The sequence below is a fragment of the Microbacterium sp. NPDC087592 genome, from assembly GCF_044743585.1.
Classification (GTDB): domain Bacteria; phylum Actinomycetota; class Actinomycetes; order Actinomycetales; family Microbacteriaceae; genus Microbacterium.
This window is the reverse complement of the sequence record NZ_JBIUWT010000003.1, coordinates 96,046-120,413: the sequence shown is the minus strand read 5'-3', so window position 1 is coordinate 120,413 and position 24,368 is coordinate 96,046. Positions and strand designations below refer to the sequence as shown.

22 protein-coding genes are annotated in these 24,368 nt (G+C 68.5%); 11 read left to right on the top strand and 11 right to left on the bottom strand.

Translation table 11 applies throughout. The features are described 5' to 3' along the window. Nucleotides 1–8 precede the first annotated feature (8 nt). Both ACIOTO_RS16900 and ACIOTO_RS16895 read right to left on the bottom strand, forming a co-directional pair. Nucleotides 9–356, bottom strand: a complete 348-nt coding sequence (locus ACIOTO_RS16900) for an SHOCT domain-containing protein (RefSeq protein WP_400858679.1) — start codon at nt 354–356, stop codon at nt 9–11. A 1-nt stretch (nt 357) separates the two neighbouring features. After that, nucleotides 358–792, bottom strand: coding sequence for a DUF6325 family protein (locus ACIOTO_RS16895; protein WP_400858678.1), 435 nt, complete (start codon nt 790–792; stop codon nt 358–360). Between the two features lie 227 nt (nt 793–1,019). Here ACIOTO_RS16895 and ACIOTO_RS16890 point away from each other — a divergent pair, with 227 nt between their 5' ends. Continuing rightward, complete coding sequence (locus tag ACIOTO_RS16890; protein WP_029261891.1) at nt 1,020–1,406, top strand: SHOCT domain-containing protein; 387 nt, start codon at nt 1,020–1,022, stop codon at nt 1,404–1,406. A gap of 22 nt (nt 1,407–1,428) precedes the next feature. Continuing rightward, nucleotides 1,429–1,854, top strand: coding sequence for a DUF6325 family protein (locus tag ACIOTO_RS16885; protein ID WP_400858854.1), 426 nt, complete (start codon nt 1,429–1,431; stop codon nt 1,852–1,854). A gap of 31 nt (nt 1,855–1,885) precedes the next feature. Here ACIOTO_RS16885 and ACIOTO_RS16880 read toward each other — a convergent pair whose 3' ends face one another. Both ACIOTO_RS16880 and ACIOTO_RS16875 read right to left on the bottom strand, forming a co-directional pair. Then, the gene (locus ACIOTO_RS16880) at nt 1,886–4,342 is read right to left on the bottom strand and encodes a LuxR C-terminal-related transcriptional regulator (RefSeq protein ID WP_400858677.1); all 2,457 of its coding nucleotides are present in this window, start codon (nt 4,340–4,342) and stop codon (nt 1,886–1,888) included. 148 nt (nt 4,343–4,490) lie between these two features. Then, nucleotides 4,491–5,558 carry a DUF998 domain-containing protein gene (locus ACIOTO_RS16875; protein ID WP_400858676.1) on the bottom strand — a complete coding sequence of 356 codons (1,068 nt, stop codon included), beginning with the start codon at nt 5,556–5,558 and terminating at the stop codon, nt 4,491–4,493. A gap of 148 nt (nt 5,559–5,706) precedes the next feature. Here ACIOTO_RS16875 and ACIOTO_RS16870 point away from each other — a divergent pair, with 148 nt between their 5' ends. From ACIOTO_RS16870 to ACIOTO_RS16845, 6 genes are all read left to right on the top strand, one after another. Further along, nucleotides 5,707–6,630 carry a mechanosensitive ion channel family protein gene (locus ACIOTO_RS16870; RefSeq protein ID WP_400858675.1) on the top strand — a complete coding sequence of 308 codons (924 nt, stop codon included), beginning with the start codon at nt 5,707–5,709 and terminating at the stop codon, nt 6,628–6,630. 71 nt (nt 6,631–6,701) lie between these two features. Beyond that, nucleotides 6,702–7,847 carry an AI-2E family transporter gene (locus ACIOTO_RS16865; protein WP_372467096.1) on the top strand — a complete coding sequence of 382 codons (1,146 nt, stop codon included), beginning with the start codon at nt 6,702–6,704 and terminating at the stop codon, nt 7,845–7,847. Nucleotides 7,848–7,973: 126 nt separating this feature from the next. Continuing rightward, nucleotides 7,974–9,653 (top strand): SulP family inorganic anion transporter, encoded by a 1,680-nt coding sequence (locus ACIOTO_RS16860; protein WP_400858674.1) that lies wholly within the window; start codon nt 7,974–7,976, stop codon nt 9,651–9,653. Beyond that, nucleotides 9,653–10,324, top strand: coding sequence for a GAP family protein (locus ACIOTO_RS16855; protein ID WP_400858673.1), 672 nt, complete (start codon nt 9,653–9,655; stop codon nt 10,322–10,324). The genes ACIOTO_RS16860 and ACIOTO_RS16855 overlap by 1 nt, the downstream gene beginning before the upstream one ends. Before the next feature lie 48 nt (nt 10,325–10,372). Next, entirely contained in the window at nt 10,373–11,089 is a 717-nt protein-coding gene (locus ACIOTO_RS16850) for a GAP family protein (protein WP_400858672.1), read from the top strand. Nucleotides 11,090–11,237: 148 nt separating this feature from the next. Beyond that, the gene (locus ACIOTO_RS16845) at nt 11,238–13,580 is read left to right on the top strand and encodes an arylsulfatase (RefSeq protein ID WP_400858671.1); all 2,343 of its coding nucleotides are present in this window, start codon (nt 11,238–11,240) and stop codon (nt 13,578–13,580) included. 32 nt (nt 13,581–13,612) lie between these two features. Here the strand turns inward: ACIOTO_RS16845 and ACIOTO_RS16840 are convergent, their stop codons facing one another. From ACIOTO_RS16840 to ACIOTO_RS16830, 3 genes are all read right to left on the bottom strand, one after another. Continuing rightward, on the bottom strand, nt 13,613–16,204 hold the full coding sequence (locus ACIOTO_RS16840) for a LuxR C-terminal-related transcriptional regulator (protein WP_400858670.1): 2,592 nt from the start codon (nt 16,202–16,204) through the stop codon (nt 13,613–13,615). A 98-nt stretch (nt 16,205–16,302) separates the two neighbouring features. Next, nucleotides 16,303–17,283 carry an FUSC family protein gene (locus ACIOTO_RS16835; RefSeq protein ID WP_400858669.1) on the bottom strand — a complete coding sequence of 327 codons (981 nt, stop codon included), beginning with the start codon at nt 17,281–17,283 and terminating at the stop codon, nt 16,303–16,305. Nucleotides 17,284–17,402: 119 nt separating this feature from the next. Then, complete coding sequence (locus ACIOTO_RS16830) at nt 17,403–19,076, bottom strand: SulP family inorganic anion transporter (protein WP_400858668.1); 1,674 nt, start codon at nt 19,074–19,076, stop codon at nt 17,403–17,405. A gap of 153 nt (nt 19,077–19,229) precedes the next feature. Here ACIOTO_RS16830 and ACIOTO_RS16825 point away from each other — a divergent pair, with 153 nt between their 5' ends. The 3 genes from ACIOTO_RS16825 to ACIOTO_RS16815 are packed head-to-tail and all read left to right on the top strand — an operon-like array spanning nt 19,230 to nt 21,157. Further along, nucleotides 19,230–19,697 carry a MarR family winged helix-turn-helix transcriptional regulator gene (locus tag ACIOTO_RS16825; protein WP_400858667.1) on the top strand — a complete coding sequence of 156 codons (468 nt, stop codon included), beginning with the start codon at nt 19,230–19,232 and terminating at the stop codon, nt 19,695–19,697. Nucleotides 19,698–19,722: 25 nt separating this feature from the next. Next, a complete protein-coding gene (locus tag ACIOTO_RS16820) occupies nt 19,723–20,700 on the top strand; it encodes a zinc-binding dehydrogenase (RefSeq protein WP_400858666.1) in 978 nt (325 codons plus the stop codon). A gap of 55 nt (nt 20,701–20,755) precedes the next feature. Further along, nucleotides 20,756–21,157, top strand: coding sequence for a RidA family protein (locus ACIOTO_RS16815; protein WP_105709707.1), 402 nt, complete (start codon nt 20,756–20,758; stop codon nt 21,155–21,157). A 39-nt stretch (nt 21,158–21,196) separates the two neighbouring features. On the opposite strand, the gene ACIOTO_RS16810 is transcribed toward ACIOTO_RS16815, so the two are convergent. The 4 genes from ACIOTO_RS16810 to trmB all read right to left on the bottom strand — a co-directional run bounded on the left by ACIOTO_RS16810 (nt 21,197) and on the right by trmB (nt 24,355). Continuing rightward, nucleotides 21,197–22,273 carry a DNA polymerase IV gene (locus tag ACIOTO_RS16810; RefSeq protein WP_400858665.1) on the bottom strand — a complete coding sequence of 359 codons (1,077 nt, stop codon included), beginning with the start codon at nt 22,271–22,273 and terminating at the stop codon, nt 21,197–21,199. 64 nt (nt 22,274–22,337) lie between these two features. Next, the gene (locus ACIOTO_RS16805) at nt 22,338–22,730 is read right to left on the bottom strand and encodes a DUF1304 domain-containing protein (RefSeq protein WP_105709705.1); all 393 of its coding nucleotides are present in this window, start codon (nt 22,728–22,730) and stop codon (nt 22,338–22,340) included. Between the two features lie 12 nt (nt 22,731–22,742). Further along, a complete protein-coding gene (locus ACIOTO_RS16800) occupies nt 22,743–23,633 on the bottom strand; it encodes a CPBP family intramembrane glutamic endopeptidase (RefSeq protein WP_029261907.1) in 891 nt (296 codons plus the stop codon). Next, nucleotides 23,630–24,355 carry a tRNA (guanosine(46)-N7)-methyltransferase TrmB gene (trmB, locus tag ACIOTO_RS16795; RefSeq protein WP_105709704.1) on the bottom strand — a complete coding sequence of 242 codons (726 nt, stop codon included), beginning with the start codon at nt 24,353–24,355 and terminating at the stop codon, nt 23,630–23,632. The genes ACIOTO_RS16800 and trmB overlap by 4 nt, the downstream gene beginning before the upstream one ends. Between the last annotated feature and the right edge of the window lie 13 nt (nt 24,356–24,368).

Below are 24,368 nucleotides of genomic sequence, written 5' to 3'. Positions count from 1 at the left end.
CAGGCCTCTCAACTCAGGAGCTTCTGCTTCGCCGCAGCGAACTCCGTCTCGGACAGCACTCCGGCGTCCTTCAGCGACGCCAGCTGCTGCAGCTTCGCGATCAGATCATCCGTCCCGGCCGGCGCACCCGCCTGTACCGGCGGAGCCGAATACTGGGCTGCCGCGTTCTGCGCGGCGGCGTCGACCTGCGCCTGCTGCTGAGCGGCTTCGTACTGCTGCTGCTCGTACTGCCCCTGCGCACGCTCCTGCTGATGCCGTGACATCGCACCGCCGACCGCCGACGCCGTTCCCGCCACCACGGCGGTCCTGGCGGCCAGTCCGATCAGTCCGGGGCGACCGAATCTTCTCAAGGGCATGTCATTCACCTTCCTGATCGAGGATGTCCATCATGGCGTTCACGACGGGTGCCGGTACGCGCTCACTGCGGAGCACCTGACCGCCGGAGGCGGCGAGGTTCTGCGCGAGCGTGCGGGCGAAAGCGAGTTCCAGGACGACGACGGCAGCGGACTGACCGGGGGCGAGAGCGCTCGCGAGGGCCTCCACGTCCTCTTCGCCGGCCAGCCCGGCGGCGATCGGCTCGAAGTCGTCGAGTCCGAGGGAGTCGTCATCCGTGTCGAGCTCGACGATCTCCACTTCCCCTGCCGCCGACTTCGACAGCAGGACGAAGTCGAGCAATCGCACGACCCCGCTGTCGACGAGGTCGGTCAGCGCGCGGAACGTCGCCGGGTCTGGACGATCGCCCTCGAACCCGACGAGGTAGAACTCGGCGGGGCCGAATCGGAAGTCATTCATGGAGTGTCCCTTCTCCCGGCGACGACGTACCGGGACTCTGCGGCCATGTTCGCACTGCCGCGATCGGGGCGATCGCCGCCCTCACCCCGATCGGATGAGAACTTCGTCGTCCGGCGGCTCGACCTGCTGGGCACGGGGGTCGCCCGCTAGGGGTGAGCGGCTTTCCCGCGCCCGTGGAGGCACTGTCACTATCGCCGTACGCAGTAACTCAACGAAAGGGGTCCGAAGTGTCCATTTGGGAAAGCTTCTGGGACATCATCTGGTGGTTCTTCTGGGTCTTCGTGTTCATCTCCTACCTGATGGTGCTCTTCAACATCGTGGCCGACCTGTTCCGGGATCACGCCCTCAACGGGTGGTGGAAGGCCGTGTGGATCATCTTCCTCATCTTCGTGCCCTTCCTCACGGCGCTCGTCTACCTCATCGCACGCGGCAAGGGAATGGGCGAACGCAGCGTCTCGGCGTACCGGGAGCAGCAGCACGCTGCCGACTCCTACATCCGCAGCGTCGCCGGATCCAGTCCCAGCGATGAGATCGACAAGGCGTCGAAGCTCCTCGCGGCGGGAACGATCACTCCCGACGAGTTCGCCGCCATCAAGACGCGCGCGCTGAGCTGACATCGTGGCTGAGGTGGTCGATATGTCCCTGCAGGCGCTCGGCGACGTCGAATTCGTCGTCGTGCGCCTGGAGGACGACCGCCTCAGCCCCGACATCCTCGAAGCCCTGCTCCGACAGGTGGAGAGCGGCGCCATCCGCCTTCTGGACTTCCTTCTCATCCGCCGGCTCGGCGCGGATGACTGGCACCTCATCGAGATCGACGCCGATGAGTTCACCCTCGCCGGTCTCGGTCTGGACACCCCGGGTCTCGTCTGCGAAGACGACGCCCGGCACTTCGCATCCGGGCTCCCCATCGGCTCCCTCGCAGCACTCATCCTCGTCGAGCCGACCTGGAGTGAGTGCTTCTCCCGCGATGTCGACCGTCGGGGTGATCGGATCCTCGCGACCCAACCCATCCCCGCCTCGATCGCGAACACGGTTCTCGCATCGGCGCTGCGCCAGCCCTGACGCGTCGGCGGGCGCGGAACGCGGCGCGGGGTCAGACGGTCGTCCGCACGGCCTCTCGGCGGGAGGACACCCCGAGCTTCCGGTAGATGGCGCGCTGGTGGGTCTTCACCGTGTTGATCGACACGGCCAGCTCCCGAGCGATCTCGTGCAGTGTGCGCGCCGTCTGCAACTGCTGGAACACATCGCGCTCCCGCTCCGAGAGCGTCTCCACCAGCGAGCCGGCGGCGTCGTTGGCGAGGCATCGACCGATGAAGTCCTCGAACTGCGTGCCGAAATGCACGTGCTCGCCCAGCAGCTTTCGCACCGCCGCCTCACGCGGTCCGAACGGCAGCCGGATGTTCTCCCCGGAGGCGACCGCGACCGCGGCTTCGCACAACTCGTGCGCCTCGTCGTGGTGCCCGGTGTGACGGCGCAGCACGGCGGCGGTGATCAGGGTCGCGGTCTTCACGTACGACACCTCGCTGAACGCCCGCAGCGATCGCAGCATCTCCAGAGCTGCGGGGTAGTCACCGGCGCGGCGCAGCACACCGGCGAGCGTGACGTTCACGACCGGCAGGTCCGGGCAGTGGATGTACTTCCTGGCGATCCGCAACGCGCGGTCCTGTCGACCGACCGCCTCCTCGAGAACCGCGACGGACGATTCCCGAAATGCCGGCCAGGAGATACCGTGGACGACCTCGAGCGGGATGTCCTGCACGCCGATCGCCGCGCGACGGCATGTCGGGACATCACCGGTCTCAGCCGCCGTGTACGCGATCATCATCCGCGCCACGCCGGTGAAGGAACGGTCGGAACTCCCGTTGGCGATCACCGTCCCGAAAGCCCGCATCGCTTCATCGAACTCCCCCGACCAGTACGCGACGTACCCGGCGGCTGCGGCGGCGCTTCCTCCGGCGTAGGTGCTCCAGGGAAGACTCACGTCATCCTCATGATGTGCCGCGGCCAGCGATGACCTCGCATCGACGAGGCGACCCGCCCAGGTCTGGCCGAAGGCGAGATGCCCCAAGGACCGCTTCGCGAGTTCGCGATCGCCGGAGCTCTGCGCCTCCCTCGCCGCGGCCGAGAAGTACTCGAGCGGGATCATCGGGTTACCGCGGTGCCGGATCTCGGTCCACCCGAGGAGATAGTTGAGTGCCGCGCGGTCTCCGAGCTCGGTCGAATCCGCGTCGAGGAGCATCTGCCGCACCTTCGCACTCGCTTCAGCGACCTCTGACCGCTCGTCGGTGATGAACAGCCGCGCGATCTGCAGGACCGCGGGCTCCGTCCCGTCGCCGGTGCGCGCGATCATCGCCTCTGCGCGCCGGAAGAGCTCGCGCGCGACGCGATGGTCGCCGAGCACATCGCTTGCGCACGCACGCACCAGGAGCACCTGCGCGTCGTCGGGCGTACGGCGCAACATGTCGATCGCCGTCTGCTCGATCTCCGCCGCGCGGGCACCGACCACGAGGCCGAGCCAGTGGTGCAGCAGCGTCTCCCTCGCGATCTCCGCATCTCCCGCACGAAGCGAGTGCGCGATCGAGGCGGTGGGGTCCGTCGCCTCGAGCGCGATGGCGGCGCGGCGATGGCAGGCCGCAGCCCGAGCGGTGTCGAGCGCGACGATGTCGGCGCACTGCTTGGCGAACGAGGTGTGCCACCGGTAGACGACGCCGTGCGGACCCTCGAAACGATCGAGGAAAAGACCGAGCCGCACGCACGTCTCCAGCAGCTCTGCCGCATCCGGACGTTCGGTCACGGCGGCGGCGAGCTCGGGAGTCAGCTCGCCGCAGACGCTGCCGTCGAGCACGAAGTCGGCGATCTCGGCCGGCAGCGCCCCGAGCACGTGTTCGCGGACGTAGGTCCCGAGGAAGCTCGACGCGCTCTGTGCGCGGGCGTCGGGTCGGGCACCGCCGATCATCATGAGCCGCACGGCGATCGGCCACCCTCTGGACTCCGCGAAGATCGTCTCGGCAGCGAGCCCGGCTCCGTCTGCGGTGCGCAGGAGCTTGACCTCCGGGGCCGTGAAGCTGAGCGTGTCCACACCGACGAAGGAAGCAGGATGCGTGAGTCGATGCCGCGAGAGGGTGACCTCGAGCAGCGTCGTCCCGACCAGCACGACTTGGAGATTCTCGGGTGCCTGCTCCGCGAGCATGCCGAGGAGCCCGGTGCGCCAGCTCTCACCGGCGCGGTGCGCGTCGTCGACGATCAGGTGCATGGGGGTGTCGATCGCCTCGAGGGCGCCGCAGATCTCCTGATAGGCATGCTCGGGATCGTCGAGGTCCCGCGCGAGTGCGAGTGGACGCCCCGCACGCTCGGCGCCGACGAGCAGAGCATGCACGACGCCGTACGTCAGACGCGAAGGGTCGGAGTCGAAGGAACTGAGGCTGAGCCAGGCGACCTGCTCGAGCCCGGAAGCCCAGTCGGCGACCGCGGTCGTCTTGCCGAAGCCACTCGGCGCGCTGACGACCGTCAGCGGGTCGATCGCCGCTGCATCGGCGATCGCGGTGCTCACCCTTTCCCGGCGGATGGCACCCGGTTGGGGCCCCGGTGGGCGGAAGCGCACCACGGGTCCCGGCGTCGTCGATCGTACGGGGGGCGACATGGCACCAAAGCTAGTGGCGTCGGCGCCCCGCCCTCAAGGGCATCCTCCGGGTGATCTTTCAGTCCGCGAGACCTCTCCCGGCGTCGCGTTTGAGTGCGTCGGCGGTGCGGATGAACAGGATGATCCACGTGAAGACGACCGTCCCCGCCACCAGCTCGACCGCGGTCAGGGTGTAGTAGCCGACGGCGAAGAACACCGCGAGCAGCAGGATCAGAAGGGTGAAGACGTAGCCGACGAGCAGGAACGTGCGCGAGACGCCCGGCACCCACCACCGGACGGCGATGATCAGCACCGCGTAGGCGACCACCATCCCCGAAGCCACCCCGGTGTGCAGGGCGAAGTGCTCATCCACGGGGAACACCCCCACCAGACCGAGGAAGATGCCGACGATCACGAGGCACGTGCGCACCGAGGCGGCCCCGCGCGGATGAGGCGTCGGAATCCCCTTCGTCGCGTAGCGGGCCAGCGTCGTCACCAGGATCCCGGCGACGGTCAGGGTGAGGTTGAAGGCCCGGGCGGAGAGGTCGTCCGTCATGCCGAGAGCGCTCAGGTTCTCCTTCCACCACTGCGGGTCGCTCGCCGTGAGCATGCTCGCGAGCACTCCCAGCACGAGGAACACGGCGAGAACCGTGGCCAGCAGCTGCAGGTCGAGGTGCGTGGCGGAGTAGTAGGTCACGTATGCGGTCAATGCGGCCGCGGCACCGGCCAGCATCAGCACAGGTACCGGGAACACCGCAGCGCCGATGAGTCCCGCCTCGACGATCGTCGCCGCCAGGGTCCACCCGAGTAGCGCGATCATGGCGTGCGCGAAGGCGAACGCGGCGATGTCGACGATGTCGAGCACCCCGAGTCGGCCGCGCCGCGCCGGGTCGGCCGCGATGACACGCCCGAGCACGAAGACGACGATCGCCGTCACCGCCGACATCAGCGCCGCGAACTGTCCGAGCGAGTCGGGACCCGCGATCGGCGCGGACTGCAGCCGGAACACGGGCAGTGCGACGAGGGCGGCGAGGACGAACGCGAAGATCGAGATCTGGAGCCCGATGGCTTCCCGAGCGCGCTCTCGTGTGGCCCCGCGGGAGCGGGCTTCCGTGAGGAGATCGTGGCCTGCTGGCGTCGACGACATGAGCTCAGTCTCCTTCTCCGCTGCACCACCGGCGAGAGCGGCTCATCCCTTCGGGGCGATGCGGCTCCGTGAAGCGCGCCCGATGGACTCCCCGAGCAGGCCGTCCTGCCCTGCCGCACGTGTGTCGCGCCGTGCTCACCCGTTGAGGATGAGTGTCGTGGTCTCCGGGGAGACGCGTCGCGCATGCTTGTCGGATGAGGTCGAGGAGCGTGGGGCAGACGTCGAGCGGACGGCGATCGTGACGCTGGGCGACCTGTTCCCGGAGGGCCTGTCGGGGTGGCAGATCGTGCTCGCGCTGCTGTCGGTGCTGATCGGCTGGCTGCTCTCGCGGCTCGCTCGCAAGGGCGTGCTGAAGTTGGCGGCGCGGACCCCGGGAATCTCCGACTCCGTCTCGCAGCTGGCTGCGCGCTTCACGCAGTACGCGCTGCTCCTGGTCGGGATCGGGGTCGGGCTGGCGTTCCTCGGCGCGAACGTGCAGCCTCTGCTCGCGATGACGGTCATCGCCGCGATCGTCCTGGTCCTGGTGCTGCGCGGTGTCGCGGACAACTTCGCTGCCGGGGTCCTGATCCAGTCCCGTCAGTCGGTGAAGATCGGCGAGGAGATCGGCATCGACGGCCCCGACGGGGTGATCCGGGGCACCGTGCAGGAGCTCAACGGTCGCTCGGTCATCCTCACGACGGTCGACGGCCGCACGGTGCACGTGCCGAACGCCGCGCTGCTCACCGGGGTCCTGGTGAACGACTCGCGTCACGGCGCGCGCCGAAGCGACGTCGACATCCGCATCGCGCGGTCAACGGGGCTCGACCTGGACGACGCGGTCACGACCATCACGGATGCGGCGAGCGGTGTCGACGGCGTGCACACCCGCGAACACCCGACCGTGCGCGTCGCCGCGATCTCGCCCACTCGCTGGACGCTCACCCTCCAGATCTGGCACCACCCACTGCACGGCAGTGCCGTGATCTCCGACACCGTGCGCGGCGTCGCGGAGGCTCTCGAGGCGTCGGGGCTGCAAGCCGTGGTCACGCCGCAGCAGGGGCCCCCGCCCCTCGTGCCCCCGGAGCCGTTCTGATCTCCCGGGCCGCCGGTCCGCCGTCCGCGAGGCGACCGGGCTCCCGTCAGACCGCGGGCTACGCTGGCCGCGTGAACCCCTCGCCTGCGCCCGAGCGCGCCACCGATCGCATGCTCTCCCCCAGTCTGCGCGTGCTTCTTCTGCTCGCGGCGAGCGCGGTGACGCTGGCCGGCGTGTACTTCGCGCGTGATCTGTTCGGGCCGATCGCACTCGCCATCGTGATCGTCGTCATCTGCGAGCCGCTTCGCCGCCCGCTCGATCGGCGCGGTTGGCCGCAGTGGGCGAGCACGACCGCGGTCATCGTCGTCGCCTATCTGATACTGCTGTCGATGGGCGCTCTGCTCTGGCTCGCCGGCACCCAGTTCGCCCGACTCATCGGCGACCTGGTGTCGCAGGGCGGTCTCGAGAACACCGCCGCAGAGGTGGTGGGGTGGTTGCAGTCACTCGGCCTCGACGAGGAGGCCTCGGACGCGGCAGCCTCGGTCCTCGATCCCGAGACGCTGCTCGGCGTCGCACGAAGCATCGGCGGCACCGTCCTCAGCGTCGCGACGGCGCTGTTCTTCGTCTGCGCCTACATCATCTTCATGGCGATCGATGCGGCCCGTTACGGTCGAGCGCCCGCCCTGTTCGGCGCGACGAAGGGTGCCGCCCTCGCCCGGATCTCCCGCCTGAACTCCGGCGTCCGGCGCTATTACATCGTCAATGCCACCTTCGGCGCGATCGTGGCTGTCATCGACGGGCTGGCCCTGTGGTGGATGGGCATCCCGGCGCCAGTGGTGTGGGCGATCCTCGCGTTCGTCACGAACTTCATCCCCAACGTCGGCTTCGTGGTCGGGCTCATCCCCCCGGCGATCCTCGCCTTCGTGGTCGGGGGCTGGCCGCTGCTCCTCGGCGTCGTCGCGGTCTACAGCATCGTCAACGTGGTCCTCCAAGTGCTCGTGCAGCCGAAGTTCGTCAGCGACGCGGTCGACCTCAGCCTCACGCTGAGCTTCTTCTCCGTGATCTTCTGGACCTTCATCATCGGACCGCTCGGCGCGATCCTCTCCATCCCCCTCACCCTGCTCGTGCGCACGCTGGTCCTCGAGGGCGATCCTGAGTCGACGTGGGTGCGCTGGCTCTCCGGCGACCACACGGCCCTGCCGCCGGAGCCCGAACCGGAACAGCGTCCCGTCGCGCGCGGTCGGAATCGGCGTCGCCGGGCGCGTGGCAACGGATGAAAGGGCACCCATGGTCTCGGTAAATCACCCGGAGGAGGTTGCGACCCCGGCATGGTCGCCGCGACCCCCACGATGGGATCGTGAACGCGAACGCGCTCGTCCGGAGCGCTCCCGAAGGGAGTCGACGTGCAACGTCCACTCGCGGGGCTGACGAGGCGCAACTTCCTCACGGAGCTGACCGCCGGCGTCACGCTGCTCGCCATCGCCATCCCCTTGAACATCGGATATGCGCAGATCGCCGGGCTTCCCCCGACCGCGGGACTGTACGCGTTGATCGTGCCGACGATCGTGTACGCCCTCGTCGTCTCCTCCCGTCAGCTGGTCGCCTCCCCTGATGCGGCGGCTGCCGCACTCGTCGCCTCGTCGATCGGTGGCCTCGCCGCGGCGGGCAGCGCCGATTACGCGACCCTCGCCCTCGCGCAGGCGATCATCTGCGGCGGCATGTTCGTACTCCTCGCCGTGTTCAAGCTCGGATTCCTGGCGAACTTCCTCTCGAAGCCGATCCTGGTCGGATTCGTCGGCGGCCTTGCACTGGACATCATGGTCAGTCAGGTCGCGAAGATGCTCGGCGTCAAGATCGACTCCGGCAAGGAGTTCACGGGTAAGGTCGCCGACCTCATCGGAGGTCTCGCCACCATCAATCTCTGGGCCGTCCTGATCTCGGTCTGCTCGGTGGCGGTCCTGCTGCTGGGACGCCGGTACCTGCGCGCCATCCCCTGGGCGCTGATCGTCCTCGTGGCGACGACGCTCGTGGTCGTCCTCACGGGTCTCGATCAACGCGGTGTCGCCGTTCTGGGTGAAGTCCCCGCGGGTCCGCCCGAGCTGACCTGGCCGATGATCGACTGGTCGCTCTGGCTCGCGCTGATTCCGTCCGCGATCGCGCTGACACTGGTCACCACCGCTGAGGGGCTCCTCGTCTCGCGCTCCTACTCCGAGAAGCACGGCTACCCGTTCCATGCGAACCGGGACCTGTTCGCGTTCGGCATCGCCAACGTCGCTGCGGGAGCTCAGGGCAGCTTCGCCGTCGGATCGTCGACTTCGCGCACGGCCGCCATGGACCAGGCGGGATCGCGCACACAGTTCCCCGCACTGATCCTCGCCGTCGGAACGCTCCTGCTCCTCCTCTTCGGCACCGCACTGTTGGCGGACATCCCCTCACCCGCCATCGGTGCCATCGTCGGGGTCGCGATCATCCCGCTCCTCGGGATCCGCGACTTCATCGATCTGTGGCGCAAGGACCGGTTCGAGTTCCTGATCGGCGCGACCTGCTTCCTCGTCACCCTGTTCATCGGCTCGATCCCGGGCATCCTCGTCGCGTTCGTGCTCGCGCTCATCAACATCGCGCGACGCGCTTCGAATCCCGCGATCGACGTCCTGGAATCCAGCGGCGATCCGGGCGAGTCTCTGCTCGAGGACGCCCCCGCCGGAACCGTGACCGCTCCGGGGGTGATCGTCATCCGCCTGGCCGCCCCGCTCTTCTTCGCGAACGGAGCAGTCTTCTCCACCGCGGTGAAGGACGCCATCCGTTCGGCGGGCGAAGGGGCCGTCCAGCACCTCGTCGTCGACATGGAGGCCGTGACCGACGTCGACGTCACGGGCGCCGAATCGTTCGCATCGCTCAAGGAGTGGCTCGCGGCTCGGTCGGTGTCGCTCTCGTTCAGCAGGGTCCGCCCGAACACGCTGCACCGACTGACCAGCCTCGGGTTGCTCACGTCGGAGGACGTCTATTCGACCAACCGCTCAGCCATCACGCGTCTGGTGCCGCCATCGGCCGAACGCGAATCCCTACCGAAAGAAGGCCAGTGATGGGTACCGTCATCGGAGACATGCTTCCGCTCGCACTCGGCGTCGCGATCAGTCCCATACCGATCATCGCCGCGATCCTGATGCTGCTCTCTCCGAAGGCGCGAGTGACCAGCGTCGGGTTCCTGCTCGGCTGGCTCGTCGGCATCGTGGCCGCGGTCACGGTGTTCACCCTGCTGTCCTCGATACTCCCCGCGGACGACCCCGACGTCTCCCATCCGATCCGCGGTGTGGTGCAGCTCGTGCTCGGTCTGCTCCTGTTCGTCCTGGCCTTCGGGCAGTGGCGCAAGCGGCCGAAGGCCGGTGAAGAGGCCGCCCTCCCGAAGTGGATGAAGGCCATCGACACGATCACCTTCCCGGTCGCGCTGGGGCTCGGCTTCCTGCTGTCGGCGGTGAACCCGAAGAACCTGATCATGGCGGCGGGCGCCGGCACCGACATCGGCGCGGCGGCGCTTCCGGGCGGATCCATCGTGCTGGTGGTCGTCATCTACACCCTCATCGCCGCATCGACCGTCCTGGTCCCGGTGGTCGGCTATCTCATCGCCGCCGATCGCCTCCGCGGCCCGCTCGACGCCCTGCGCGGCTGGCTCGCCACCGAGAACGCCGTCATCATGGCCGTCCTGCTGCTCGTGATCGGGGTGTCCATGATCGGCAAGGGCATCGGAAGCTTCTAGACCCGTCACCGACCGGCGAGGGCGAACTCGGAGAAGAGGAGCACGGAGATGGGCGAGCTGATCCTGGATCTCATCCCGGTCGCTCTGGGCGTGGTGTTGAGCCCGCTCGCGATCATGGCTCTCGTCGCGGTGCTGCTGTCGCGGAACGCAAGGGCCAATGGGATCGCCTATCTTCTCGGATGGTTCCTCGGCCTCGCCGGACTCATGGCACTCTTCCTGTGGCTGTTCCCGGTGCTGCAGGTGCATCAACGCGGCGAACCGCCCCTCTGGGTGCCGCTCGTGCGTCTGCTCGTCGGTCTCTTCCTCGTCGTCTCCGCCGTCTGGGTGTATCGGAAGGGCCGGGTGCACATCCAGCGGATGGCGGCGGCTTCGACGCCACACGATGTCGTGGCCGCCTCGCCCCAACTCCCCGGCTGGCTGCACTCGGTGGAGTCCTTCCGCCCCGGGCGCACGCTCCTCCTCGGCATCGGGCTCTTCGTCCTGAACCCGGTCGACGCGTCCTGCGCCATCATCGCCGCGCTCGACATCACCCTGTCCGACGTGGATCCGGCCGCGGGAGTCTGGGTCGCAGCCGCCTTCGTCGTGGTGGGCACCCTCCCGATCGCTCTCCCCGTCGTGTACGTCGTCGTGCGGGGACGGGACGCGCAGCCACTGCTCGACCGCGTCCGCACGTGGATCGCCGGCAACACACACGTGCTCAACGCGGCTCTGCTCCTCGTGATCGGCGCCCTCCAGCTGCAGAAGGCGCTCGCGGCGTTGCTCTGAGTGACCGGGAGCGTCTCCCGACGGGTCCCTCGCTCCGAGGTGACGGGGATCACCCGGATGAGCGTCGCGTTCCACCGGTGACAACAACCATCACGCCGCAGTACTGTGCGGATACGGCATCGTTCCGACAGGCGAAGGGAACCAGCAGATGGCTCGCGACTTCCAGGGCAAGATCGAACTCGACGTGCGCGACTCGGTCGCGGATTGGGATGCCTATCGGGCTTCGACACCACCGCAAGGTGCACCGAACGTCCTGGTCGTGCTCTACGACGACACCGGCATGGCAGCGTGGTCGCCGTACGGTGGGCGGATCAACATGCCCACGATGGATCGACTCGCGCAGAACGGTCTCACCTACTCGCAGTGGCACACGACCGCGCTCTGTTCACCGACGCGATCGACGTTCCTGACCGGACGCAACCACCACCTCAACGGCTTCGCCACGATCTCCGAGTCGTCGACGGGTTTCCCGGGCTACAACTCCCACATCCCGGAGTCGAACGTCACCATGGCTCACGTGCTCCGCGATGCCGGATGGTCGACGTTCTGGGTCGGCAAGAACCACAACGTGCCGATCGACGAGTGGACCGCCGGCGCCTCGAAGAAGCACTGGCCGCTGGCACAGGGCTACGACCGGTTCTACGGCTTCATCGGCGGCGAGACCAACAACTGGTATCCGTCACTGGCCGAGGACAACCACTACATCGATCAGCCGTACCTCCCCGAGCAGGGTTACCACCTGTCGAAGGACCTCGCCGATCAGGCGCTCACGATGATCCGCGACGTCAAGCAGACGGAGCCGGACAAGCCTTGGTACCTCTGGTTCTGCCCCGGGGCCAACCACGCTCCCCATCACGCGCCGCAGGAGTACATCGACAAGTACAAGGGTCAGTTCGACGACGGCTACGAGGCCTACCGCGACTGGGTTCTCGCCAGGATGGTCGAGAAGGACATCGTTCCGGCCGACACCGACCTGACCGCACTGAACCCGATGGTCGACGGCACTTTCAACCCGACCGATGAGGTGCGCCCCTGGGACTCGCTGAATGCCGAGGAGAAGGCGATGTTCTCTCGGATGGCGGAGGTCTACGCGGGCTTCAGCGAGTACACGGATTCGCAGGTCGGCCGCATCGTCGACTACCTCGAAGAATCGGGTCAGCTCGACAACACGCTCATCCTGTACTGCGCCGACAACGGCGCGTCCGGCGAGGGAAGCCCGAACGGCTCGGTCAACGAGGGCAAGATCTTCGGTGGCTACCCCGACGACGAGGCGGAGAACCTCCGCCTCGTCGACAAGCTGGGCTCGCCGGACACCTACAACCACTATCCGACCGGGTGGGCAGCCGCGTTCTCCACGCCCTACAAGATGTTCAAGCGCTACACGTATCAGGGCGGGGTCTGCGATCCGCTCGTCATCCATTGGCCAGCGGGTATCAAGGCACGCGGCGAGGTGCGTCACCAGTACCACCACTCGACCGACATCGTCCCGACGATCCTCGAGGCTTGTGGGGTGGAGTTCCCCGACGTCTACAACGGTGTCGAGCAGACACCCCTGTCCGGCGTGTCGATGGCGTACTCGTTCGACGCAGAGCCGGAGGGTCCGACGCAGAAGAAGACGCAGTACTACGAGATGCTCGGCCAGCGCGGCATCTGGCACGAGGGCTGGAAGGCCGTCGCGGTCCACGGTCCGATGAGCGGCATCAGCAACTTCGACAAGGACGAGTGGGAGCTCTATCACACGGACGTCGATCGGGCCGAAGCGAAGAACCTCGCCGAGGAACATCCCGACAAGCTCGAAGAGCTCAAGGCGCTCTGGATGGACGAGGCGAAGACCAACAACGTTCTGCCTCTGAACGACCTGCAGATCATCGGCAATCCGAAGGACTTCGAGACGTTCATCGGCATGGAGTTCCACCAGCCGGCTCCCCCCTCGGGTCGATTCGTCTACTACCCGAACACGAGCGAGGTGCCGGAGCGCTCCGCGGCGAACACGCACGGCGTCTCGTACAAGATCGCCGCCGAGGTCGAGCTCACGCCCGACTCGGAGGGCGTCATCTTCGCTCATGGCTCGCGGTTCGGCGGGCACGCGCTCGTCGTGAAGGACGGCCAGGTGCATTACGTGTACAACTTCCTCGGCATTCCTCCGGAGGACCGGGTCTCCGCGCCCGTGCCGACGTCGGGGAAGCACATCATCGGCGTCGAGTTCACGAAGGAAGGCATGGGCGAGCATCGAGAAGGTGTGGGCCCGGTGAAGCTGTACATCGACGATCAGGTCGTCGGCGAGAAGCAGATCCGCACGGTCCTCGGACACTTCTCCCTGTGCGGCGAAGGGCTCACCATCGGCCGCGACAGCGCGGACCCGGTGTCGTCGCTCTACGGCTACGGGTTCGACTTCACGGGCGGTGAGATCACGAAGGTCGTGTTCGACATCGCCGACGACGCCTACCTCGACCTCGAGGCGCACCTGGCTGCGGCCATGGCACGCGACTGACGCGGTCCTCGCCCTGACGGCGGCCGTGTGCGCTACTCGATCCCGAGGGCGTGCGCGGCCGCCGTCACACTGTCCCGGTCCGAGACGCCGAGCTTGCGGTAGATGTTGCGCACGTGCGTCTTGACGGTGTTCGGGGAGATGAACTCCTCCTGCGCGATCTGACGCAGCGTCGCGTTGCGGCTCAACGCCAGCAGCACGATGCGTTCGCGATGCGTGAGTTCCGTGTCCACGAGCAACCCCGCGGCGATGAGACGCTCACGGACGGTGTCGGCGAAGCGGGTCCGGGTTCCGGCGGTCGCCCGCGCGCCCAGCAGACGGATCACGGCAGGATCGGCCGCGGCGATACGGCGGACGTGCTCCTCCGACTCCGCCAGCGAGAGCGCCAGGGAGAGCGAGGCCTGTGCCCGCTCGGAGTCACCGGCATGCACATCGAGCGCGGCGGCGACCAGCCAGGCGTCCACCATCGAGGCCGGCAGCGCACACGTCATCGAGCCGTCGAGAACGGGGGCGAGCGTCTCGCGCGCCACCGCGTGCCGATGATCGTTCAGGGCCGCGATCGCGCGGAGGACCGCGACCTCACCACTCGTGCCGAGTGCGCGCTCGGTATCAGCGATGAACTGGTCCCGCAGATTCGGCTCGCCCAGGCGGTCGAAGGCGTGCACGGCGAAGGTGCCCAGCATCGCGTACCAGTGCGGAGGAAGCGGCATGTCGTCGCGAGGGACCAGCGTCTCGAGCAGCGTGGTCGCCGCCGCACGCGGGTCGGGAGCGCCTTCGGCGTTCAGCAGCGCCATCAGCCCCTGCAGACCCCTCGATATCGCCGGCTCCGAACCCGAGTCGATGATCGCGGCCGCTTCACGGAAGGTCTGTTCCGCGTCGACCGCCTGCAGGCGCTCGTACGGAACCCAGTACCGCCACACTCGGGTCACCTCGTAGAAGGGATCGTCCGGCATTCCGAGTTCGCGCCATCGGGCGTCGAGTCGCGCCCCCGAGGCGAGGACGTCGCGCATCCTGCCCCGGAAGAGGGCGCTGGTGTTCAGGACTGCGGATGCCTGGAGCTCCGCCGTGATCGCGCCGGCCGCTCGCGCCTGATCGGCAGCGGAGCGCGCATAGTGCTCGGCGCGGTCCAGGTGACCGACATACAACTCGCCCATCGCCGCCTGCAGGAATGCGTAGGTGTCGAGCTGGGTCTCTCCCGTGACGGTGTCGAACGCACGACCGAGCCGCGCGAGGGCTTCCGTGATCCCTCCGCGGCGCACGGCCGTGTGCAGATCGAGTCCCGTCAGCCACTGACGGGTCGCCAGCGACGCGTCCTGATCGCCGACCGTCGCGAGGACGGCGGCCGCTGCAGAGGCATCGCCGCGGGCGAGTTCCGCGGCGGCGACCAGCATCTGCACCGCGGCGTCCGACCGCAACGGAGCGGGCATCGTCCCGATCGCCTCGATCACGGCGCAGGCGTGCCCCGTCAGGATCAGTTGCATCCCGCACCGACGCAGAACCACGGAGATGCACGCCGGATCCGAGCTCTGCGTGGCATGTCGCAGCGCAGGAAGATGCTCCAGCTGCTCGGCGAACCACTCGGCCGTGTCCTTCTCGAGGCGCTCGACGACCGCCCGCCCCCGGTCCCGCAGGCGGGCAGCGAGGAACTCCCGCAGCAGCGGGTGATAGTGGTACCAGACGGGATCGGTGCCGTGCCTGCCCATCAGCACGCTGAGCTGGATGAGCCTGTCCACCAGGGCGGCAGCGGGTGCGCCGGGCGAGAGCCGGTACGCGAGATCGAGCGAGAACGCCTCCGGGACGGACGTGACGAGGAGGAACTCGCGAAGCTCCTCATCCAGGTCGGCGAAGACCTCCTCGAGGAAGTAGTCGACCAGCGCCGGCGCATCCCCGCGGAGCGCGTTGTCGGCGATGTCGGCGTGCGCCGCTCCAGCGAGCGCCATGAGGCGGAGTCCCGCGGCCCAGCCCTCGGTCCGCTGGAGAATCGTCGTGATCTCCCCCTGCGAGACCGTGATCCCGTTGGCCCGGAAGAAGGACCGCACCTCGGCGGGGGTGAACGCCAGATCGGCGTTGTCGAGCTCGAGCGCGATTCCGGCGATGCGACGCCGCGCCACGCGGATCAGCCGCGTGCCGCGCCCGGAGAGGACGACGTGCGCGTTGCCGGGGACAGCCTGGACGAACGCCGACAGCATGTCGGCCAGTTCCGGTGTCCCGATCAGGTGGACGTCGTCGAAGACGACCACGATGCGGCGGGGGGTCGCCCGCAGCACGCGCGCGAGCGAGCGCGCCGAGGTGTCCGACGCCACTCGCGGAACCGTGGCCAGGCTCTCGCGAAGCCTCCCATCCGCGATCCGTTCGAGCGCCGCGCGAAGGAGAGAGAGATCACGGTCGCCGCGCTGGAAGGAGACCCACACCACCGCGGTGTCCGGTTCCGCGTCGATCATCCGGGCCCAGCGGGCGAGGAGCCTGGTCTTGCCGGCTCCGGCCGGGGCGGTGACGAGCGTCAAGGTCCAGGGCTCGTCCATCGCGCCCGTGAGCCGGTCGAGCAGTCGTGGACGCGCGACGTCATCCTCGCCCGCCTCGGGGACGAACGTCCTCGGTGCATCGTCGTCGCCGATGCTCTCCGTCATGGGAACCCCCCGGTCCATCGTTCGACGCCAGGCCAGTAGATATCCGCAGTATGACACCGCGCAGATAAGGGCTCAAGCGCTTCCGAGAGGACGAAGGTCTAGACCGAGGGCGACCTCCGTCGAAGAGCGAGCACCGAGAGGAGAGACGGCACGGCTGCCCCGAAGAAGAGCGCCAGCCCGACGCCGAGAAGTGTCTCCAGTGCCCGCTCGAGGAAGCGTGCTCCGGGCTGCTCCGTGGAGTTCACCAGGATGAAGGTCAGGGCGATGAACGTCGTGAAGCCCGGGGCCACATACCAGCGGCTCCCCTGGGTCGCACACAGGGCACCGACGACGACGCCGGCGACGAGGCCGATGACGAGATCTCCCGGCGCGAGGACTGCGAAAGCGGCGGCGGCGAAGGCACCGACGAGCACCGAGATCGCCCGGCCGATGCTGCGCGAGATGAGCTGCCCGCGCACGGGACGCATCACCAGCAGCACCGCCGCCGTCGCCCAGCCGACGTGCTGCAGATCGAGGAGGAAGCCCACAGCGGCGGCGATCGCAGCCGCGGCACCGAGCAGGAGACCGTAGACCAGCATCGCCCGACCTCGCGGCACAGGGGCTGCGGGCGGCGGCGGGCCATCTCGCTCCGGCCAGAGCAGGGAGACGAGCCACGCGTACAGCGATCCCGCCAGCATGCTGCCCGCGAGCCCGACGGCTGCCGATGACCAGGGGAAGCTCAGACCGATGCCGATCATCGGCAGGACGAGGATCAGCACGAGCTGCGCCAGGCGCCCATGCACCGCATTGATGCACGCGAGCACGGCCGCGCCGAAAACCGCGACGACGGCGACGGCGGGCACGGTGGCGAGCAGCGAACCCACGAGCAGCCCGACCGCACTGAGACCGCCGACGAGGAGGATGACCGCGCGACCGCGTCGCCGAGGCGGAAGCCGGAACGCCGCCGCGGGAAGAACGCCGACGGCGAGGGCGAGACCGAGCGTCGGACTGAATGGAGCGGCGACCATCGCGGGCAGGGCGAAAGCGATACCGAGACCGAACCCCGCCCACTGCCAGGTCAGGCCGGCCTGGTCATCCACCCCGACCGCCTCGCCGACGCGATCCGAATGCCTCTTCGCATGCCCGTCCCCCTTTTTCGCCGACGGCGGTCTCCGCCATTCGCCCTCACGGCTCAGCGTAGGCACCGGTCGATCAGCCGTCAGCGTGCATCATCGACTTCACCAGGGTGAACGCCGCCTCCCGCCGCCTCTGGGCGATGGGCGGTGGCGGCCGCCTCCATCCCCTCCCGCACGGTGTCGTGCACGCGACCGGCCGCGCGCAGCGCCGTGAACCACGGCGTGCGTCCGGCGACAGCGGCGGCCTGTTCAGGGAGCGCGGCCAGGTGAAGCTCCGTATCGCGCTGCGCGAGCTCCCGGTCGAGGTTCTCGAGCGCCTCGAGCACGGTGATGGTCATGACCTCCTGCTGCCTCATCCCGAGCACGAGAGCCGCGACGTCCTCTTCCTCGCCGTCGACGATCTCGAGAAGCCTGCGCTCGTTGACCAGCGCATTCGCGGTGTACAGCCCGCGCTCCAGGTGGATGCCGAGCACGCCGGCGACCCTTCCCACCACGCGGATCTTCGGGACGTTCACTTCGCGCAGCACGAGGATCAGCGTCACCACGACGCCGACGGCGACGGCCGACAACAATCCCGCGGTGAGCCCGATGATCGCGACCGACAGCGCGATCCAGAAGTCGACGCGGCTGATCCGAGCCCACCGCACAAGCTCCGGGACGTTGATGAGCCCCGCGACCGCGACGAAGACCATGGCGGCCAGGGTGGCCTCGGGCATGAGGCTGAGGACAGGGCCGAGGAACAGGGCGACCAGGACGGCGAGCACGACCGTGACGACCGTCGCCAGCTGGGATCGCGCCCCGGCACTCTGGTTCACCGCGCTCTGCGAGAAACCACCCGCCGCGGGCATGGTGCCGAAGAACGAGCCGACGGTGTTCGCCGCACCGGTGGCGAAGAGTTCCTGGTTGCTGTCGATCTGTGGTTCGTCCGCGGTGCGCAGGCTTCGGGCGACGGCTGCGGACTCGAGAAAAGCCATGACGGCGATCGCGAGGGCACCGGGAACGAGCGCGGTGACCTGCGCCAGGTCGGGCAATCCGGGAACGGGCAGTCCGCTCGGCACGGCGGCGATGAGACTCACTCCGAGTCGGTCGATCCCGCCGAGCCAGACCAGGAGGATCCCGCCGACCACGACGACGAGTGTCCCCGGGACCTTCGGCACCCAGCGCTTCAGCACCACCAGCAGCACCACGGAGCCTGCCGACAGCGCGACCGTCGGCCAGTTGACGCTGCCGAACGCCTCTCCGACGGCGGCCAACGATCGGAAGAACCCGTGCCCCGAGAAGTTGTAGGTCTCCCCCAGCAGCTTCGGCAGCTGACCGACGGCCACCGTGGCGCCGACGCCGATCTTGAGTCCGAGCACCGTGGCCCCGCTGATGTTCTCGACGAGGGAGCCGAGTCGGCCGACCCGGGCGAGAAGCAGGATGATTCCGACCAGCAGCGTGAGCATCATCAGGGAGCCGATCGCGTCCTCCGCGCCGGCTGCGACCCCGGCGGAGACGAGGGTCGTCGCCGTGAGCGTCGCGATCGTCGAGGTCGTCGAGACGCTCATCGCCCGGCTGCCTCCGAGGGCGGCGTAGACCACCATCGGCACGATGCACGTGTACAGCCCCACCTGGACGGGAAGGTTCGCGATCGTCGCGTACGCCATCGCCTGCGGGATCACCACGGCACCGGCCGAGAGTCCGGCGACCACGTCTCGGACGACCCATCTGGTCTGGTAACCCGCCAGCGTGCTGAACAGCCAGGACGGTCTGGTCACTGCATCCTCCTGCCTCCGTGTGGTCGTCCGGCCGAGCGTACTGCGGTCGGGACTCACCATGAACCGCATCTCACCCTGCAGGGGTGGCCCTTCGCCAAGGCGGGCCACCCGCTTTAAGTTGTGCACAACTTACTTGCGTGCAATACTCATCGCATGGCCATGACCGACGAGATGGTGTGCTTCTCGCTGTACTCCGCATCACGCGCGACCACGCAGGCGTACCGCACACTCCTCGCCCCCTGGGGGCTGACCTATCCGCAGTATCTCGTGCTGGCCGCACTGTGGCTCGAAGGAGAGCAGACCATCAGCTCGCTCGGGGCGGTGATGCGACTCGACTCCGGCACGCTCTCGCCCCTCGTGCGTCGTCTGGAACAGGCGGGACTCGTCACCCGAGTCCGAGGCGAGGCCGACGAACGGGTCGTGACCGTACAGCTCACCGAACGTGGCCAGGCACTTCGCACCGAGGTCGCCCCGATCCACGGTACGGTCGCCGAAGCTGCCGGGCTGAGCGACGACGACCGTCGGCGCGAGCTCATCGCCGAACTGCACGACATCACCGAGCGGCTCCAGCTCGTCACCGCGAGTCGCTCCGCGCCCGCCCCGGCGGACGCCACCCACTGAACCCTCCACCCGAAAAGGAAATCCCATGCGCGCACTCATCCACCCGACGTTCGGCGATCCCGAGCAGGTCCTCCGGATCGAAGACCGCCCCCTGCCCGAGCCCGGCGCCGGCCAGGTTCGTCTTCGCACGCTCCTCTCCCCCATCCACAACCACGATCTGTGGACCGTCCGCGGTACGTACGGCTTCAAGCCCGAACTCCCCGCGGCTTCGGGCACCGAGGCGGTCGGCATCGTCGACGCTCTCGGTGCGGGCGTCGATCACCTCGCCGTCGACCAGCGCGTCGCGACGGGCGGCACGTTCGGCGCATGGTCGGAGTACTTCCTCGCGAACGCCGCAGGTCTGATCCCCGTGCCCGACGCTCTCTCGGACGAGGACGCAGCGCAGCTGGTCTCCATGCCGTTCAGCACGATCACCCTGCTGCGTTTCCTCGACGTGCAGCCGGGCGAGTGGATCGTGCAGAATGCGGCCAACGGCGCGGTGGGCCGCATGCTCGCCCAGCTCGGCGCCGCCCGCGGCGTCAACGTCCTCGGACTCGTCCGTCGCACCGCCGGCATCGAGGAGCTCCGGACCCAGGGCATCGAAGGTGTCATCGCCACGGACCAGGACGACTGGCGGGATCAGGTCGCGCACATCACCGGCGGCGCACCGATCGTCGCGGGCGTCGACTCCGTCGGCGGGTCTTCGGCGGGCGACGTGCTGTCGCTCCTTGCCGAGGGCGGCACGCTCGTGGCTTTCGGAGCCATGGACTCCCCCACGATGGAGATCGCCTCGTCCGACGTCATCTTCAAGCAGGCGACGGTGAAGGGCTTCTGGGGCAGCAAGGTCATGCCCAGCCTCGACCCCGGCACACGCGGCGAGCTGTTCGGCGAACTGGTCCAGCGCGTCACCGACGGCACCCTGACCCTTCCGGTCGCCGGCATCTTCGACGCCGCCGACATCGGCGCGGCCGTGCAGGCGAGCAACACCGCCGGACGCATCGGAAAGGTGCTGCTGCGCTTCTGATCCACGCCTCGACATCGGGGTTCCGCACGTCGGAGCCCCGGTGCAGAGTATGGGCATGGAGATCACACTCGCCAGCCCCGAAGGGCTCGTCGTCAGTCCCGCATTCAGTCACGTCGCCGTCGTGCCGCCGGGCGCGACCACGATCTACGTCGGCGGCCAGAACGGCATCGATGCCACCGGAGCGATCGTCTCGTCCGATGCCGCCGACCAATCGCTGCGCGCCGTCGAGAACGCCCGCATCGCGCTGGAGTCCGCCGGCGCCGGACTCGACGACGTGATCAGCTGGACAGTCCTGATCCATCAAGACGCCGACCTGCGCGCGGCGTACGGCGCGGTCGCCTCCAGGCTCGCGCGAGAAGGCGCACCGCCTCTGGTCACGGCGGCTCTCGTCGCCGGCCTGGGGGTTCCCGGTGCGCTCATCGAAGTGAGCGCAGTCGCTGCCGTCATCCGAGCCTGATCCCCCCGCGGCCGGGGGCGCCACGTCCCGACTGCGGGCTCAGATCCTCCCTCGGACCGGCGTCCGCTCCGCGGTGTCGCCCTCGTCGGGCATCGTCATCTCCGCGCGCACGCCCAGGAGACGCACCTCCCGCTCAGTGTCGAGGGCCCCGGCGAGCGCGAGGGCGGCCGCCACGAATTCCTCCGGATCGGTCGTCGGTGCAGAGAGCTTGCGCCCGAGCGTCTTCGTCTCGAACGGCGCGTACCGCACTTTGAGATGCGCGCGGACGACGGGTCTTCCTTCAGCGGCGCAGTCGTCGAAGGCCTGAACGGCGAGTTCCCGGACGGCGGCGGTGACCTGCGCGGTCGTCGTGAGGTTCTGCTGGTAGGTCGTCTCACGACTGTGGCTGCGTGCCACCCACGGCGTGTCGTCGACGACGCTCGGCCCGAGCCCCGAGCCGAGCCCGTGATACCAGACGCCCATCCGCGGGCCGAACTCCGCGACCAGCATCTCCTCATCGGCGTCGGCGAGTTCACGGACGGTCGTGATCCCGTGGGCCGCCAGTCGCTTCTGCACCTTGGAGCCGACGCCCCACAGGTCGCGGGTCGGCTTGTCGCCCATCACCTCGAACCAGTTCTCCGCCGTCAGCCGGAAGATCCCCCGCGGCTTTCCGAACTCGGTCGCGATCTTGGCACGCACCTTGTTGTCCCCGATGCCGACGGAGCAGTGCAGCTCAGTCGCGGCCAGCACAGCCGCCTGTGCAGCGGTGGCGATCCGCTCCGGGTCCTCCGTCGTCACACCGAGGAAGCACTCATCCCACCCGATGACCTCGAGCACCACGTCGGGCAACGACCGGAGCGCGGCCATCACCTCGCCGGAGGCGACCGCGTACGTTTCCTGGTCCACGGGCAGGAAGACGGCGTTCTCCGGGGCTTTGCGTGCCGCGATCTTGAGCGGCATCCCCGAACCGATGCCGTACGCGCGCGCTTCGTAGGATGCGGTCGACACGACGGCGCGCTCCGTGGGGTCACCACGTCCGCCCACGATCACCGGGAGCCCGGCGAGCTCCGGTCTGCGCAGCACCTCGACCGCGGCGATGAACTGATCCATGTCCACGTGCAGCACCCAGTCGGCCATGCAACGAGTGTGGCGGCTGGAAGCGCGCGTGTCACCCCGCTCCGGGCTCCCGGTCGGTCGGCGATCAGCCGATCGCGACGCCGATCGCGGTGACGACCACGGCGAGCAGGGGAAGCGTCCCCTGCATCAGTGCGGCACGCGCCTTCGCGCGGTCCGAGAGGATGAGCACCAATGCGGCGGCGAGCATCATCGCAGTGCCGGCGAACACCAGGGTCAGTCCGACGGTGGCCGAACCGACGATCACGAGGCCGATACCGAGCAGGGTCGTGAGTGCGAGGAAGAGGTTGTAGAAGCCCTGGTTGAAGGCCAGCTGCTTCATCGTGACGGCATCCGCCTCGCTGGCGACGCCGAAGATCTTCCTCGTCTCCGGCTCGGTCCACCGCAGCGACTCGAGCGCGAAGATGAAGACGTGGAACGCAGCGGCGGCTGCGGCGAGGACGAGACCGACGATGAGCATGTGCTGATTCTGTCAGACCAGGAAGATCGGCAGCAGCCCGGGGTTGTGCGCATGCACGAGCACCGCGAACACCACGGCGTCGAACAGCAGGTGCACGGTGACGACGTAGGCGAGCGAATGGGTGCGCAGGAAGATGTAGCCCTGCAGCAGCGCGAACGGGATCGTCAGCAGCGGACCCCACTCGCGGTACCCCAGCTCCCAGAGGAACGAGACGAACACGATCGCCTGCAGCAGATTCGCGACCAGGTTCGGGAAGTGACGCCGCAGCAGCGCGAACACCGTGCAGATGAAGAACAGCTCGTCCCAGATGCCCACGGCGCCGACTCCGACGAAGAGCCGGGCGATGAGCTCGGGCGTGTCGACGACCGGCCAGTTCTGGTAGACGCCGCTGGTGATGAAGTAGAAGGGCAGGATCAACCACCCCAGGATCAGCACCGCCACCAGCCATCCCCACTGCAGACGACCCCATCGACGGTGCGTGCGCCACGGGAAGCTGATGGCGCGGTCGCGGTAGACGAACCGGGAGATGACGTAGGGCACCGCGACCGCACCGCCCAGCGCGAGCGTGAAACGCAGCATCGCCAGGTTGTCGAGTTCGGCGGCGAGCGGGATGACGCTGACGATCAGCAGGCCGACGGCGATCAGGGAGAGGTCCCTGGTGAGCGAGGGCGGCCGATGCACGCCGATCACCTTCGCGGTCTCCCGCCGTGCACCCATGCTCACGACCTGGTCCTCAGCCGGCCGGCCGCGTTCGAGCAGCCAGGCGACCAGGATCCCCAGGGCGAGCAGCGCCCAGCCCAGCCACGGGATCTCCAGCACGAAGAACGCCGGAGCAGCGGCACAGACGAGTAACGCCGGCACGAAGGCGAGGCGCAGCGTCGTCTCCCGCCGGACCTCGGTCACGGGCGCGCCCGGCGCCGGTAGACCAGATCGCGGATGTCGCGCCCCTTCGCGATGCCCTTGCGCTCGAACGCGGTCATCACCCGGCCGTCGAAGCGCTCGGCCCACTCCCCGTCGAACGCGCGCTCGAACAGCGGTTCGGCGTCGAGCACCTCGCGCATCTGCAGGGCGTAGTCCTCCCAGTCGGTCGCGAGACGCAGCAGGCCGCCGTCTTTCAGCGCCCTCGCCGCGGTGTCGCCGAATCCCGGCCGCACCAGACGCCGCTTGGTGTGCTTCTTCTTGTGCCACGGGTCGGGGAAGAAGATCCACACCTCGCGTGCCGCAGCCTCGGGAAGGTACGACGAGAGAACCTCGGGTGCGTTCGCCTCGACGACGCGGACGTTTCGGGCACCCTCCCTGTCGGCATCGAGCATGGTCCGGGCGAGGCCGGCACGGAAGACCTCGACGGCGAGGAAGTCGTCATCGGGACGGGAGGAGGCCGCCGCGACGATCGCGTGCCCCTGACCGGATCCGATCTCCACGTAGAGGTCGGCGGTACGGCCGTACTCGGTCGCCGGATCGAGGCGGGCCTCCGGATGCACCGAGGTCCAGGCGACGTCGCGCGGGACGTCGAGCAGGTAGTGCGGGCCGAGCTCGGTGAAGGCGCGCTCCTGCGCCTCGGACATCCGGCCGCTGCGGCGCACGAACGACACCGGCTCGTCTCGGAAGGTACGGGGTTCGGGCATGATTCCAGGGTAG

Bases quoted from the DNA above. Each gene is read 5' to 3' on its own strand.
- ACIOTO_RS16900 (WP_400858679.1), bottom strand. From the start codon at position 356: ATGCCCTTGAGAAGATTCGGTCGCCCCGGACTGATCGGACTGGCCGCC.
- ACIOTO_RS16895 (WP_400858678.1), bottom strand. From the start codon at position 792: ATGAATGACTTCCGATTCGGCCCCGCCGAGTTCTACCTCGTCGGGTTC.
- ACIOTO_RS16885 (WP_400858854.1), top strand. From the start codon at position 1,429: ATGTCCCTGCAGGCGCTCGGCGACGTCGAATTCGTCGTCGTGCGCCTG.
- ACIOTO_RS16875 (WP_400858676.1), bottom strand. From the start codon at position 5,558: ATGTCGTCGACGCCAGCAGGCCACGATCTCCTCACGGAAGCCCGCTCC.
- ACIOTO_RS16870 (WP_400858675.1), top strand. From the start codon at position 5,707: ATGAGTGTCGTGGTCTCCGGGGAGACGCGTCGCGCATGCTTGTCGGAT.
- ACIOTO_RS16855 (WP_400858673.1), top strand. From the start codon at position 9,653: ATGGGTACCGTCATCGGAGACATGCTTCCGCTCGCACTCGGCGTCGCG.
- ACIOTO_RS16850 (WP_400858672.1), top strand. From the start codon at position 10,373: ATGGGCGAGCTGATCCTGGATCTCATCCCGGTCGCTCTGGGCGTGGTG.
- ACIOTO_RS16845 (WP_400858671.1), top strand. From the start codon at position 11,238: ATGGCTCGCGACTTCCAGGGCAAGATCGAACTCGACGTGCGCGACTCG.
- ACIOTO_RS16840 (WP_400858670.1), bottom strand. From the start codon at position 16,204: ATGACGGAGAGCATCGGCGACGACGATGCACCGAGGACGTTCGTCCCC.
- ACIOTO_RS16825 (WP_400858667.1), top strand. From the start codon at position 19,230: ATGGCCATGACCGACGAGATGGTGTGCTTCTCGCTGTACTCCGCATCA.
- ACIOTO_RS16820 (WP_400858666.1), top strand. From the start codon at position 19,723: ATGCGCGCACTCATCCACCCGACGTTCGGCGATCCCGAGCAGGTCCTC.
- ACIOTO_RS16815 (WP_105709707.1), top strand. From the start codon at position 20,756: ATGGAGATCACACTCGCCAGCCCCGAAGGGCTCGTCGTCAGTCCCGCA.
- ACIOTO_RS16810 (WP_400858665.1), bottom strand. From the start codon at position 22,273: ATGGCCGACTGGGTGCTGCACGTGGACATGGATCAGTTCATCGCCGCG.
- ACIOTO_RS16805 (WP_105709705.1), bottom strand. From the start codon at position 22,730: ATGCTCATCGTCGGTCTCGTCCTCGCCGCAGCCGCCGCTGCGTTCCAC.
- trmB (WP_105709704.1), bottom strand. From the start codon at position 24,355: ATGCCCGAACCCCGTACCTTCCGAGACGAGCCGGTGTCGTTCGTGCGC.